The sequence below is a fragment of the Bacillus sp. UNC438CL73TsuS30 genome (assembly GCF_000482325.1).
Taxonomy (GTDB): domain Bacteria; phylum Bacillota; class Bacilli; order Bacillales; family Cytobacillaceae; genus Neobacillus.
Genome location: NZ_AXVA01000022.1, coordinates 67513 through 82028, shown reverse-complemented (window position 1 = coordinate 82028; position 14516 = coordinate 67513). Strand labels below are relative to the sequence as shown.

Annotated in this window: 13 protein-coding genes; 10 read left to right on the top strand and 3 right to left on the bottom strand. The window is 36.8% G+C overall.

The genetic code is table 11. The features are described from left to right. Positions 1–147 precede the first annotated feature (147 nt). The 3 genes from M028_RS0109545 to M028_RS0109535 are packed head-to-tail and all read left to right on the top strand — an operon-like array spanning position 148 to position 3020. Complete coding sequence (locus M028_RS0109545) at positions 148–1326, top strand: M20 family metallopeptidase (RefSeq protein ID WP_035424022.1); 1179 nt, start codon at positions 148–150, stop codon at positions 1324–1326. Between the two features lie 12 nt (positions 1327–1338). Beyond that, positions 1339–1539 (top strand): DUF3311 domain-containing protein, encoded by a 201-nt coding sequence (locus M028_RS0109540; protein ID WP_026573727.1) that lies wholly within the window; start codon positions 1339–1341, stop codon positions 1537–1539. Continuing rightward, complete coding sequence (locus tag M028_RS0109535) at positions 1536–3020, top strand: sodium:solute symporter family protein (protein ID WP_026573726.1); 1485 nt, start codon at positions 1536–1538, stop codon at positions 3018–3020. The genes M028_RS0109540 and M028_RS0109535 overlap by 4 nt, the downstream gene beginning before the upstream one ends. A gap of 83 nt (positions 3021–3103) precedes the next feature. On the opposite strand, the gene M028_RS0109530 is transcribed toward M028_RS0109535, so the two are convergent. Further along, positions 3104–3592: a hypothetical protein gene (locus tag M028_RS0109530; protein ID WP_026573725.1), complete on the bottom strand. Its 489-nt coding sequence runs from the start codon at positions 3590–3592 to the stop codon at positions 3104–3106. Between the two features lie 293 nt (positions 3593–3885). On the opposite strand from M028_RS0109530, the gene M028_RS0109525 reads away from it, so the two are divergent. Then, the gene (locus M028_RS0109525) at positions 3886–4527 is read left to right on the top strand and encodes a hypothetical protein (protein WP_026573724.1); all 642 of its coding nucleotides are present in this window, start codon (positions 3886–3888) and stop codon (positions 4525–4527) included. A gap of 61 nt (positions 4528–4588) precedes the next feature. On the opposite strand, the gene M028_RS0109520 is transcribed toward M028_RS0109525, so the two are convergent. Further along, complete coding sequence (locus tag M028_RS0109520) at positions 4589–5533, bottom strand: PD-(D/E)XK nuclease family protein (protein ID WP_026573723.1); 945 nt, start codon at positions 5531–5533, stop codon at positions 4589–4591. A gap of 204 nt (positions 5534–5737) precedes the next feature. Here M028_RS0109520 and M028_RS0109515 point away from each other — a divergent pair, with 204 nt between their 5' ends. The 4 genes from M028_RS0109515 to M028_RS0109500 all read left to right on the top strand — a co-directional run bounded on the left by M028_RS0109515 (position 5738) and on the right by M028_RS0109500 (position 10157). Beyond that, positions 5738–6622, top strand: a complete 885-nt coding sequence (locus M028_RS0109515; protein ID WP_026573722.1) for a LysR family transcriptional regulator — start codon at positions 5738–5740, stop codon at positions 6620–6622. A gap of 202 nt (positions 6623–6824) precedes the next feature. After that, positions 6825–8171 carry an MFS transporter gene (locus M028_RS0109510; protein WP_197031398.1) on the top strand — a complete coding sequence of 449 codons (1347 nt, stop codon included), beginning with the start codon at positions 6825–6827 and terminating at the stop codon, positions 8169–8171. Between the two features lie 15 nt (positions 8172–8186). Next, a complete protein-coding gene (locus M028_RS0109505; RefSeq protein ID WP_026573720.1) occupies positions 8187–9152 on the top strand; it encodes an asparaginase in 966 nt (321 codons plus the stop codon). A 57-nt stretch (positions 9153–9209) separates the two neighbouring features. Continuing rightward, entirely contained in the window at positions 9210–10157 is a 948-nt protein-coding gene (locus M028_RS0109500) for an agmatinase (RefSeq protein WP_026573719.1), read from the top strand. Between the two features lie 128 nt (positions 10158–10285). Here the strand turns inward: M028_RS0109500 and M028_RS0109495 are convergent, their stop codons facing one another. Beyond that, positions 10286–10552, bottom strand: a complete 267-nt coding sequence (locus tag M028_RS0109495; protein ID WP_026573718.1) for a hypothetical protein — start codon at positions 10550–10552, stop codon at positions 10286–10288. 271 nt (positions 10553–10823) lie between these two features. Here M028_RS0109495 and M028_RS0109490 point away from each other — a divergent pair, with 271 nt between their 5' ends. Continuing rightward, positions 10824–11009 carry a hypothetical protein gene (locus tag M028_RS0109490; protein WP_026573717.1) on the top strand — a complete coding sequence of 62 codons (186 nt, stop codon included), beginning with the start codon at positions 10824–10826 and terminating at the stop codon, positions 11007–11009. Between the two features lie 240 nt (positions 11010–11249). Further along, positions 11250–14402 carry a DEAD/DEAH box helicase gene (locus tag M028_RS0109485; protein ID WP_026573716.1) on the top strand — a complete coding sequence of 1051 codons (3153 nt, stop codon included), beginning with the start codon at positions 11250–11252 and terminating at the stop codon, positions 14400–14402. Positions 14403–14516 lie beyond the last annotated feature (114 nt).

Here is a 14516-nt window from a genome sequence, read left to right as displayed (position 1 = left end):
GGCTTTTTTCGGCATACCTAAAAACTATCACATTCATAAAATTCAAAAAACTATTGAAACTTAATTTACAAACCTATATACTTCATTTAAGGAATTTTTTCCTTAAACTAACCAAAAATAAAAAGGAGGGTGATAATTGTGAGCCAAATGATAACGTTGAATGATTTAATTGAAGAGGTTAAAGAGGAAGTGATTAGCTGGCGAAGATATTTACATATGTATCCGGAGCTATCCTTTCAGGAAGTAAAAACATCCCAATTTGTTTATGAAACATTAAGGACTTTTGGTGATCTGGAAATTTCACGACCAACAAAAACAAGTATTATGGCCCGGTTAAAGGGACCGCAACCCGGAAAGGTAATTGCACTGCGGGCAGATATGGATGCGCTTCCAATTAAAGAGGAGAATAATTTTAACTTTGTTTCACGGAATTCAGGTGTCATGCATGCTTGCGGACATGATGGGCATACAGCGATGCTGTTAGGCGCTGCAAAAATTCTGACAAAGTTAAAGGGGCAATTAAGGGGGGAGGTTCGCTTTATATTCCAACATGCTGAGGAGCAGCCGCCAGGCGGTGCCCAAGAAATGGTGAGCGCAGGTGTCCTCGACGGAGTAGAATCAATCCTTGGTGCCCATCTGGTTTCTACTCTTCCACTTGGGAAAATTGGTTTGAGTTATGGGCCGATGATGGCCGGAGCGGATACGTTTCAAATTACTGTTTTAGGTAAGGGAGGACATGCCTCACAACCTGATCAAACGATTGATCCGATTGCAATTGGAGCTCAAGTGGTAACGAATCTCCAGCATATTGTTTCAAGGTATCAGGATGCTCAGGAAACTTCCGTGATTTCAGTAACCCAGTTTCATGCGGGAAGTGCGATAAATGTAATTCCAAGTACGGTATCGATTGGAGGGTCGGTTCGATGCTTTAACCCAGACTTGCAGAAGAAGATACCGAACTTTATTGAACGTGTTGTAAAGGGACTTACGGAAGCACATGGAGCCACCTATCAATTGAATTATCAGTCCGGTTACGCTCCTGTTATGAATGATGAGGAAGTTACGAGAGTAATAGACGAAACGGTTTGTGAAGTTTTTGGAAAAGAAAGCAGAGAATTGGTCAAGCCGATGATGGCAAGTGAAGATTTTTCAGCCTTTCAAAAAATCGTACCAGGAACCTATGTATCCATTGGTGCCGGTAATGAAGAAAAAGGGATTATCTATCCACACCATCATCCTAAGTTTACAATCGACGAACAAGCTTTAGCGGATGGAACGAAGTTATTGGTTCACGGAACATTGAAACTATTAAATCAAAACGATTAGGGGGATGGGGAGATGAAATCCATCTATTGGCTAGCCGTTATTCCATTTCTTGGCCTTGTTGCAGGGGCTTTATTTACAAATAGAATGACTCCTTATGTGCTCGGAATGCCGTTTTTTCACTTTTGGATCGTACTCTGGTCTTTTTTAACTACAGGAATACTTGGAATTATCTATATTTTAGATCCAGCTAACCGGGAGGAGAATTCAAAATGAATATTGCTGTGCTATTCATCTTGTCATTTTTCGTTGTTTCTGTTGCAATAGGGATTTGGGCAAAAAAAGGAAAAGAGATGAACTTGGAACAATGGTCGGTGGGGGGGCGCGGAATGGGAACCCTGTTGATTTTCCTTTTGTCAGCTGGTGAAATGTATACGACCTTTACCTTTTTAGGGGCAAGCGGTTCTGCTTATCGGGATGGGGGTTCGATTTTTAGCATCGTCACTTACGGATGCCTGGCTACGGTCATTTCCTACTTTGTATTTCCCGCGATTTGGAGGTATGCAAAGCAACACAAATTAGTTTCTCAATCTGATTTTTTTGTAAAAAAATATCAGAGTCCTTACCTAGGAGTCCTTGTTGCTGTGATCGGGATTGTGGCCTGTACTTGCTACTTAGTACTTCAATTCAAAGGCTTAGGCTATATCGTGACGGCAACTTCTTATGGGGTCATCTCTTCTAAGGCTGCCATTTGGGTCGGAGCCCTTGGGGTAACCATTTTTGTGATGATTTCTGGTATTCACGGTTCCGCTCTGACATCGATTTTGAAGGATATTTTGATTCTAGGTATTGTGGTATTTTTAGGAGTTTATTTCCCTATCCATTATTACGGCGGTATTCATCCGATGTTCGAGGCAATCAATCAAGCGAAACCAAATTTCCCAATTCTTCCTGAACAGGGGATGAGCGTATCGTGGTATATATCGACCGTTATCTTAAGCTCCATCGGATTCTATATGTGGCCGCATGGGTTTTCTCCCGTTTTTGCAGCCTCCAGCGAAAAGGCTTTGCGAAAAAATGCAGCCCTCATGCCCATTTACCAATTGATTCTGTTGTTTGCCTTTTTTGTAGGGTTTGCAGCCATTTTACAAACACCAGGATTAGAAGGAAGTGCAGCTGATTTAATCTTACTCAAGTTTTCCAAACAGGCATTTGACCCATGGTTTGTTGGGCTGATTGGCGGTGCCGGCGTGTTAGCAGCTTTAGTACCAAGCTCCTTACTATTAATGACGATTTCAACTTTGTTTGCTAAAAATATTTATCAGGTATTCTCTCCAGCCACAAAGGACAATCAGATTGCAAAACTTGTAAAATATCTCGTTCCGTTTATTTCACTTGCAGCTATTTATTTGACTTTTAGAGGTGGAAATAGCCTTTTTAGTATCGCCATCATCGCTTACAATTTTATTACTCAACTTGCCCCTGCCTTTTTTGCCAGCTTGATGAAAAAGAATTTTGTGACAAAACAGGGTGCCTTTGCCGGAATTATCATTGGTGGTGTGTTAGTGTCCTTTATGGACTTGGGGAATATAAAAATTGCCGAGCTATTCCCGCATCTTCCTCAAGCTATTAAAGACTTGAACGATGGAATCATCGCCTTATTTATAAATATTATTGTTTTATTAATTGCTAGTTTCGTAACAAAAAAAGCAGCATCAACCAAGCAGAAGGCTGATGTTTTGGAACCGGTGCATTAGAGGATTAGGCTCCATAAGATTTAATTCTTTGGGGGATTCCTTAAATAAGGAATCTTCCAAGGGAAAACTAACCAATCGTTTGTTTAGCTTTTATCCATCTTGCTGGATTTTAAAAATAACCCACCGATGGCAATCCAAATTAGACCAAAGGGAACTGACATCCAGGCTGTAAGGAATTGATCATTAAAAAAGAGGAGACATAAAGAACTCAATACTACTAAATATCCAGTTGGATTAGGAAAGAATTTTAACTTAATACTTCTTAGACCAAATATAAACATTCCGATGATAATAAGGATAAAACCAATGGGTGCTGCAGGCTCCCACCCCCCATTTAAAAATTGCCTGAGGGAATGCCCAATAAAATATAGTACTCCGCCAGTTTGAACCATAATAAAAGATAATTTCACTATTCCTTTACGGAAAGCGTAAATTCGGTAAAAAATGGCTATCCCGGTTGTAATGAACAACATTCCAATACTTAACCAGGGCATTGTGCCGACCGAGTCTCGATAAATTTCTTTAGAGGGAAAACCCGGTGGACTACTAGCTAGACTCATACCAAAAAACACCCAAAGAATTCCCCCTATGATCAATAACACAGTACTAAAACGAATGGAACGAACTTTCATGCATTCACCTCGCGATATTTCTAACTTATTTAGATAATATTCAATCACATGCTAACAATCCCATTGATTGAAAAAAATTCTTAGCTATTCATTCCTTTTGAGCATTTGGGCTTTTGCGATAGTTCGCAGACTTTTCTCCGTTTTTCTATACTAAACTAGTCCATTAGAAGGTTTGTCCTATTAAAAGGATAAGTTTACAATAGGATAGAAATAATTCTTCTAGGAGCAAACCAATGGATAAGAAAGAACAATTGTTATTGAACTATTATTATGAAAAGTTAGTTAATCATACGTTTGATGAAAAGGATGTATATGCGTTTTTGCTGTTGATTCGAAATCGCAGTAAAGAGATTCGCTGGATTCAGGAGCTAGCTGATTTGGCGGTGCAGCGTGAGCAGTATACCGGCTATATTAAGGAGTACCTTGTTGATACAAGAAAGAAGTTTGAAAATCTCGGAAAAACAAAAGCGGCGATTCGAATTGAAGACGTATTTCCCTTTAAAGAAATCAAAACCGGAATGAATAAAGCTTTGGCAGAGTATCAATTACCAGGGCTAGGTAATGAGCATATAAACGATTTTGTAACCTGTCTGATTTCCATCCTTCAACAGATTAAAATTATGGATGAGAACGAAAGAGAGATTGGTAAACTATTTTTCTCAGTCTCCAATAAACAGATTATTTTAATGGCGGAAATAGAGGTTACTCAAAATCTATTCAAGAAAACGAACGCGGTTTTTCCCGTTCTGACTACTAATAATAGTTACTTGGATATCAAAAAGCAGGACCGGTTTGATACCCCTTATTTGTTTGCTGACGAGGCGGTTGAAATTGCCAATCAGGAAGGGAAACTAGAAATCATTATTCCGGATTAGGAATTCCCTCTAACAAAAAAGCCTAAACCATAGGAAATTATTCCATCTTGGTTTAGGCTTTTTAACCATTCAGTGAATCATGAACCGACAAACATTTCTCCTTAAAATTGCAGCTTTGACACTTTCTCGAAGGATTCATCTCAAACTGTTCAATATTCACCGGCTTATTTTTCACAGGATCTTCAAGGTATTTCAACATATAATAGATACTGTCATTCATTAAGGCTTGAGCGGACTCCATTTCGAACTCGGTTAACTTATATTCCTGGTGTTTGCCAGATAGCAAATATTCATTGCGAAGGATGATATCTTCAATTGGAATATTGTGTTGTTTTGATAAAAATAGGGCATAAAAGGCCAGCTGTTTACGGTCATCCTCTGATTCTTTCCCCGTTTTCCAGTCGACGACAATCCACTTTTCCTGACTCACATCTTTATAAACAAAGTCTAGTACAACGAACACATCGACACCATTGACCTCAAACGTTTGAAAATCCTCTGAATGCAAGACATGCATCTCTAGTTTTGTCAGTATATCTTGGTAGGTCTTGCTTGTGAAAAAGTTCTTCACACATAGGTCCAGCTTCATTTTCGCAGCGGCAATGGCATCCTTGCTAAGCCCGTCCCCATAATAGATTTCATGGAGCATTTGGTATTGCTTCGGCTTGTTAAACCAAAGCTGTCGATGCTTGGTGGAATCAAGGTAGGCCTTATTGAGACTTCGAGTGATCAAAGTAATCATCTCATCTTCTGTAAACAGGCTTTTGTCATTGAGAAACTTCTTGAGCTGCCAGTCAATCGCTTTGTGAATTAGGTCCCCCAACAGGATGGGGAGGTTTTTGATATTTTTAAGCCGGTAAGCTGCTTTATTTTCATCGGGAGCTTCATATAACCAGCCATTATGAGATTCATAGTATTGGTGATAATACTTTCGTACACATTCCAGGAATGTTTTATGCCTGGAATTAGACCATGAGAATTCAGGGAAGTCCCTGTGAACGTACATGGAAGTTCCTCCTCCTATAAAGTGATAATAACCAACACAATTTCGAGATCGTAGTGGTAAATGATGTCTCTTAAAAATATGCAAACGTGTACCTAAATGAAAATATTTTTTATAAATTCCAATAGTTCGAAAGTTTACACAGTAAATGATGCTATTATAGATATACTTTATTAGGAACAATACTAAAGTATAGGAGATTCTATCGTGAATATTCAAAATATTAAGGCGTTTATTTATGTTGTACAATTTGGAAGTTTTAATAAAGCAGCTGAAGCTTTATATTTATCGCAACCATCTATTTCTGCACGGATAAAATCATTAGAAAACGATTTAATGCGTGAATTATTTTTTCGGGATAGAAACAAATGTATTTTAACAGATGCAGGGAAAAGTTTTCTTCCTTACGCTATTAAAATATTACGTGAATATCAAGAATCGGTTTATAAATTGAATCAACAATTGTATATTCCTGACCAAGTGAAAATTGCCTGTTCAATTTCAATCTCCAATTATGTTATCCCAATCCTTCTGCCTAAATTAAGAAATCAATTTCCAGAATGTCGTTTTAAAATTGTTTCAGACCATTCGGAATCATCCTTAACTAAAGTATTAAATAAAGAAGTAGATTGCGGTCTTATTCGAGAAATTATTCATCCACGTATTGATTCTACAGTATTAATGCACTTTAATGTCGGATTATACGCACATATAAGTCATCCGTTAGTCCAAATGAATCAGAGAGTTACACTCGAGCAACTTGCCGATCAAAATATTATTTTTTATGATCATAACTCCCCGGAGTGGCTTGGTATTACAAGTTTACTAGAAACGATTAATTTTCAACAGCATTTAATAGTTGATATTGATAATATGGAGGCTGCAAAGAGGCTGGTTATGAAAGGGACTGGTATTTGTTTTTTACCTGAAAATGCAGTCGAAGAAGAAATTCAAAATAATATGTTGAAACGAATTCCTTTAAAACTTCCCATAGAATTTAAAACAAGCATTGCACTTGTTCACTTAAAAGAAGAGTCAATATCCCCAATAGTTTCATACATCAAAAAATGTTTAAATAACGATTTAGTCTAGGGTAATTATTTGATAATAAAGAAAAAGAGCGAAGATTTACTAATAACTTTTCTTTATTAGTTGATAAAATTCTTGAATTATTTTTGTATACGTTTCCATGATAATCTTATTTCTAAGACGTCTTGTTTTTTTAAAAAGGTAAGGATTATTACATTATTCGTTATTGGGAGTGTTTTGGTTCAGACAATCATATTTAAGGGGGATGAAAATGCAAGTAAGATCATACGGAAAAACACAGAAAAAACTGCGGTGGGCTATTGTTATATTGGCCTTTTTCGGAATTATCATAAATTATGTAGATCGGTCCGCACTAGCAGCTGCTCTACCATATATGGAAAAAGATTTAAACCTTAGTGCTGGCCAAACAGGTTTAATATTAGGTTTGTTTTTCTGGACGTATTCAGCTTGTCAAATACCAATGGGTTGGGTAATTGATCGATTGGGTCCTAGATTTGTATTTGCATTCTCGTGTATATGGTGGTCAATTTGTACGGCAGCAACAGCTCTTACAAAAGGTTTTGTGTCTCTAACAGCTGTTAGACTTTTATTAGGCGTTGGTGAATCTGGAGCATTTCCTAGTTGCGTAAAAGTAGTCTCTCAATGGTTTCCGAGACATGAGAGAGCAAGGGCTTCAGGGATTTATTCAAGCGGAGCAAGAGTGGGTTCAGTAATTGCACTACCAATTGTTACTGCAGTTATCGCTGGGTTAGGCTGGAGAATGTCATTTGTAGTAACAGGGTTGTTAGGGGTTGTTTGGGTAGTATTTTGGATTGCCTTTTATAGAAGTCCAAGAAAGCATCCTTCACTTTCAAAAGAAGAATTGGAATATATTGAAGAAGGTGGAGCGAATACACAAGGAGATGCTATCGAAAAAGGAAAAAATAATAAGAATCAGATTTCTATGTGGGATCTACTAAAAAATAGAACCGTCTGGGGGATAACTCTAGGATATTCCTGTACATCATATGTTTTATATTTCTTTATTACATGGTTTCCCACATATTTAGTGAAAGACCTAGGATTTAGCCTGTTAAAGCTTGGATTGTTTGGGATGATTCCAGGAATAGTAGCGTTTTTTTCGCAACTTGCGGGTGGATTTGTATCTGATGCACTAGTAAAAAAAGGATTTAGTATAAGCAAAGCTAGAAAGATTTGTATTGTCGGAGGTTCTTTATTTGCAATCGTTATTGGGTTAGCGCCTTTCACATCTAGTCCTATTGCAGCGCTTGTTTTGTTAGCCATTTCATATGGGGGTCTAACATTTGCTGACGCAAGCATTTGGGCGTTACCAACTGATATATCACCGAAAGGAACAGATATGTCAGCATCGATTGGTGGGATTATGAACTCATTTTCTAACTTTGCAGGTATTGTCAGCCCTGTGGTGGTAGGCTTTTTAATTGGAACCACTGGGTCTTTTGCGGCAGGTTTATTCTCTGCAGGTCTTGTTGCAATACTTGGGGCAATATGTTTTATTTTCGCTACAGGTAAGATTGAACCAATTGTTATTAATAAAAATAAAGATAATTCAATAGATAGTGCAATGTAAGTGAGAGGGATAATCATGAAAAAGGTTGCCATTATTACAACTGGTGGAACAATTGCGAGTAAAAAGAATAATGATGGACTACTTGAGTGTACGGATATGACAGGGCTGGAACTAATGTCTAATCTACCATTATCAGGTGAAGTAGAAGTAATTGTTCATAATTTATTTCAGTTACCAAGTATGTATTTAACATTTAATCACCTGATTGAATTAAAAGAAAAGATTGAAGAAGTATTTCGAGATTCATCAATAGATGGAATTGTCGTAACTCATGGTACGGATACTCTAGAAGAAACAGCTTATTTTTTAGATTTAACAGTATCAGATATAAGACCAGTGGTGGTAACAGGGTCACAGAAATCTGTGGAAGAATCGGGGACTGACGTCTTTCAGAATTTATCAGATGCGATGCATGTAGCATGTGAGAAAAAGGCATTAGATCTCGGCTCCATAGTTGTTTTTAATGGGGATATATTTGCTTCTAAATACGTAAAAAAAATTCATACCTCCCATATAAATGGATTTGGTGTCAGCGGATTTGGACATTTGGGAAATATAGACCAAAAAGTGGTTACTATCTTTTCGAGACCTACTATTAGACAAAATTATCAAATCATTAAAGATCTTCCGTCAGTTGATATTATAAAAAGTTATTTAGGTTCCGATGGGAAATTCATTAAAGCTGCAATTGACGGAGGCACAGAGGGGATTATTCTTGAAGGTGCAGGCAGAGGACAGGTAACCCCAATGATGCTTGAGGAAATTGACCGGGCGTTAGTTCAAGGGAAAAAGATAGTAATAACTTCGAGTTGTGATGAGGGAAGAGTTTTTGCCGCATATGATGACCTGGGGAGTGCAAATGATCTAATGAAAAGAGGGGTAATCTTAGGTGGGGATTATGACAGTAAAAAAGCTAGGATGAAACTCGCAGTATTATTATCAGCTGGATTTCTAGAAATTGAGAAAGCGTTTAATGATTGAGTGGAAAAATCAATTAGATTCTTTTCAGATATATTAAAGATAAAGGAGTTAGTGAAGATGAAAAAAGTAAATATGCCAATTACAGGAATTTGTACTTTTGCAAAATATCCAATTTGTGATGATTTGGAAAAACTAGATGCTGATGTAGCAGTATTGGGTGTTCCTTATGATACAGGAGTTGGTTTTTTAACTGGTTGTCGTTTTGGTCCAAGAAGGATACGTGAAGTTTCAACCCATTACGGTCGTGGAGATGCTGGCTTCTATGATCCAGAAAGAGACGAAGTATTTTTAGGAGCTCCACTTAAAATTGTGGATGTTGGAGATGCAGATGTGGTACATGGCGATATCGAGGGCTCTTTTGAAGCCATTGAATATGCTGTAAGAAAAATCCGTGAAAAGGGAGCAATCCCAGCCATTATGGGTGGAGATCATTCCATTTCAATTCCAATTGCAAGAGGCTTAAAAGATGAGGGGGATATTACTGTAATCCAATTAGATGCACATCTTGATTGGTCGGATGCTCCGGGTGGACAGCGGTTTGGAAATGGAAGTCCTATGAGAAGAATGTCAGAAATGGGTCATATTAAAGAGATGGTTCAAATTGGATTACGCGGACTCGGAAGTAGTAGAAAAGAAGATTTTGAGGCAGCTAAAGCATATAATAGTAAATTAATTTCTGCAAAAGAATCATTACAATTAGGTGTTGAAGGTATTTTAAATCAAATTCCTAAAGCTGACAAATATTATGTAACTATCGATATTGATTGTTTTGATATATCATTAGCAACTGGAACTGGATCGCCTTCTCCAGGTGGTTTCTCATTTGATTTTTTAAATGATATTCTAGTAGGAATTGCGGAAATGGGAAATGTAATTTGTTTCGATTTAGTAGAAGTTGCACCTCAATATGACCCAACAAATGCTACTCCCCGAGTCGCAGCAATGACCATGTTAAACTTTATGGGACATATCTTAAAACAAAAAGAAAGATTACAAAACCAATAGAATAATTAAAAGCCATGATGGGAGAGGATGAGTTCTCTGTCATGGCCTATTTATTTTAACATTATTTAGGAAAGATAGGTTTTGGGTGTTTACAGAGTTTTTATTTATGGAATTACTGCTTTCACAGATTAAAATGGAAGGTCATCATCGGTGATGGGCCCAATTGACTTTTTTACTTCCTCATTTTCTTCCTCTGTACAAATCTCCCCGCATTTTTCACAGCTAATAAATGTATCATACAAATGGAAGCCTACATATCCATGGGTGATTTCTTGGATATCCCAAATTGTTTCCCAAGGGATTTCAAACCTGTGATTACATTTAGAACAATGAATTTCTACACTTCCAAAGTCTTCTTTTTGTTTGTGTTTTGATTTCTTTTTCCTCTTTGCCATTTGTGACCTACCTCAAAAAATATTATATCTAATAATAACATAGGAGCATTTCTTATATAAAAATGGAAATAATTTAGATATTAGAAGAAAGTATTAGGATAAAAGTCCTTATTTTAATTTACTTTATATTATAATAATAGTAAAAATATAGGTGTTTTTCAAAAGGGTGAAGTCACATTGGAAGAGGCGCTATTACATGGAAATGTAGTAAATATACTTTATAGATTAAGAAGAAGCGTATTACAATTCGTTTATAAAATGGAGGATAGCTATGAAAGTTAGTCAAGAGATATATAAGGAAATAGATAGATTATATGATCAATATGAGAGAGAGGTTAAGGAAGCAAAAAGAATGGGTCTATTAACAGATAGTACTGCTAGAACATATTTGCTTCATTCGAGTAACTTTCTTAAATGGTGCAGAAATGATTTTCAACCAGGAGGAAGAAATAAATAAATTTTATAGTCTTTGATTATTAAATGCAGAGATATTTGTTTTGGGGAATTTAACAATGATATGTTCCAACCACTTTTGAAATCCCAAAAAGTTTATAACATTATTAAGAAAACAGCTGATATAACTTATCTGCCGTTTTTTATTAGAAATTCAAATTTTATCTAAATAAAGTTGTTTACTATATATAACAAAGAAAATGTTAATAATAGTAATATAAATGGAAAATACAAGGAGTATCATATGCTCAAACAAGGAATCTATGAAGAAATTATCACACAAAAACTAAAGAATGATCTAAACGGGCTAGATATCAGCACCTATGATATAGGCAAAGAATCCATCGATGTTGAAGAGGCCAGAAAACTTTTATCCTCTTACATATCCTTAGTAACAAGGAAAGCCCTAAAGTTTGTTCGTGACAATGAAAGTAATGACCAACAAGCATTAATTAATCAAATTAAGACCTGTAATGAAATTATCACAACATTAAGTGACCGGCTTGATGAGGAAGAATTTAGGGAACTTAAGATCGAAGAAGAAGGAGAAGTTCTTACTTCCATCTATTCTCGAATCAATTCAATCCGCAGCATCCAAAAGGGCGAAATTGTCCGGCCAGTCACCCCGCTTTCACAAAGTTCGCTTTTTACAGGCTCGAATTATGAACCTAATATGCTTGGTGAGTTGAAAAAGGAAATTCTTACCTCAGACAAAATCGATATGCTTGTTTCTTTCATTAAATGGAGTGGGCTGCGTTGTATTATTGAGGAACTGCGAACTTTTACCGAAAATCCAAACAACAAGCTTAGAGTAATTACAACCTCTTATATGGAAGCGACAGATTATAAGGCAATCAAAGAACTTAGCCAACTGCCAAATACAGAAATCAAGATTTCCTATGATGTGGAGCGAACTCGACTTCACGCAAAGGCCTATCTTTTTAAAAGAGAAACAGGATTTAGTACTGCTTATATCGGATCCTCAAATCTCTCAAATCCAGCTTTAACGTCAGGCTTAGAGTGGAATATTAAGGTTACTGAAAAAGATTCGTTTGATATTGTAAAAAAATTTGAAGCTACGTTTGAAAGCTATTGGAATGACAATGAGTTTAGAATGTTCAGACCGGATAGTGAGAATGACCAGGAACTTCTAAAGAATGCACTATCAAAAAGTAAAAACCATGACGAAAAAGAACATCGTTTCATATTTGATATCCAACCTTATTTCTATCAAAAAGAAATCCTTGAAAAGATACAAGTAGAACGCGAAGTCTTTGGCCGAATGAAGAACCTTCTTGTTGCTGCAACGGGTGTGGGTAAGACCGTTATTTCTGCATTTGACTATAAACGATTTAAGAACAAAAGTAAGTCTGCCAAATTATTGTTTGTTGCCCATCGTGAGGAAATATTAAAACAGAGTCTTGAAACCTTCCGAGTGATTTTGAAAGATCCGAACTTTGGGGATATGTTGGTCGGAACCCATCAACCAGAGTCATTAGATCATTTATTTGTAAGCATTCAAAGCTTTAATAGTAAAAAACTATATGAAGTCACAACCAATGATTTTTATGATTTTATCATTGTAGATGAATTTCACCACGCTGCAGCCGAATCCTATCAGAAGTTGTTAAGCCATTATCAACCAAGTATCCTCCTTGGACTGACTGCAACACCCGAGCGAATGGATGGTAAGGATATATTAACTTATTTTGATGATACAATCTCTGCTGAAATGCGTTTAACGGAAGCCATTAATAGAAAGCTACTGAGTCCGTTTCAGTATTTTTGTGTCAGTGATACGGTTGATTTGTCCAAATTGAAATGGAGCCGTAAAGGGTATGAAATTAGAGAATTGGAGAATGTCTATACTTCGAACGATCACCGAAGCAGCCAGATAGTAAAAAGTATTTATAAATACGTTACCGACATTGACCAAGTTAAAGGGCTAGGGTTCTGCGTCTCAATTGAGCATGCAAAGTATATGGCAGATTTCTTTAATAAGGCCGGTATTCCTTCTGTGGCACTTTATGGGAATGTCGATGGAAGGACGAGAAGAGAAGCCCAGTACCTGCTTGTTCAAGGTGAAATTAAATTTATTTTTGTGGTCGATCTTTATAATGAAGGAATCGACATCCCAGAAGCAAATACAATATTATTTCTACGACCGACAGAAAGTTTGACAGTGTTCCTGCAGCAGCTGGGAAGGGGACTGCGCATAGCGGAAGGAAAAGAATGCCTGACAGTGCTGGATTATGTTGGCCAAGCTCATAAAAACTATAATTTTGAAGAAAAGTTTCGGGCTTTGATGGGAAAGACGAAGCATTCGGTCCAACACTACGTCGAAAATGGGTTCTTTCATTTGCCAAAAGGCTGCTTTGTTCAATTAGAAAAGCAGGCGAAGGATTATATTTTAAGAAACATTAAATCTAGTGCCAACACCCGTGGGAATTTGGTTGCTAAGATGAAATATTTTGAGGAAGACACGGGTATGCCGCTAACAATGGCGAGCTTTTTAAAGCATTATCATCTTTCGATTTACGATTTTTATGGGAAAAATGGTGACCGTAGTTTTAGTCGGATGATGGTAGAAGCGGGTGTCGCATTAAATTTTGAGCTTGCTGATGAAAAAGTATTAACGAAACGGTTACCGAATTTGTTTCATTTAAACTCAAGAAAGTTACTTCAATTTTTGGTGACCTATATTGATGAACGAATGGTTCATAATGAGGAAGAGCAATTGATGTTGGCAATCTTCTATTATTCATTTTATAATTCCCATCCGGCCAATGAGGGCTTTGCTACCCTTGAGGAAGGTGTAGCCAGGATATTGGCGCAGCCAGAGTTTCGTGATGAGATTAAGGAAATCTTGCAGTTCCTTTATCAGTCTTTAGAAACAATGGAATTTGAGAATGACTTTAATTTTAATTGTCCATTAGGTGTTCATTGTAGTTACAACACCTCGCAGATTCTGGCTTCCCTTGGTTATTACAATGAAAGTAGTAGCCCTGCTTTTCGTGAGGGAGTAAAATACTTTGAAAGTAAAAAGCTTGATATCTTTTTCATTACGTTAAATAAGTCAGAGAAGGATTTTTCACCATCGACCTTGTATGACGATTATGCGATTAACGAGCATCTTTTTCATTGGCAAACGCAAAGTCGTGTGGCGGAGGGAAGTAAAATAGCTGAACGCTATATTAACCATAAAAAGAATAATCATAAAATTGCACTGTTCGTCAGAGAGTATAAGAAGGAAAATGGCTATACAGCACCATTTGTGTTCCTTGGAACTGCTAATCATGTCAGCCATTCAGGCAGCAAGCCAATGAATTTTGTTTGGCGCTTGAAGGAAGAGATGCCTTCAAATCTTGTGCCGAGGGCAAATAAAAATATTTTATAACAGGTTTGAACCCCATTATGTTGGGGGTTTCTTTTTTTTTTTTTTTTTTGGAAAAAAATCCCTTTTTTTTTATTGACGTTTAGGCAGCATTCGACCTAATTGGGGGGAACTAGT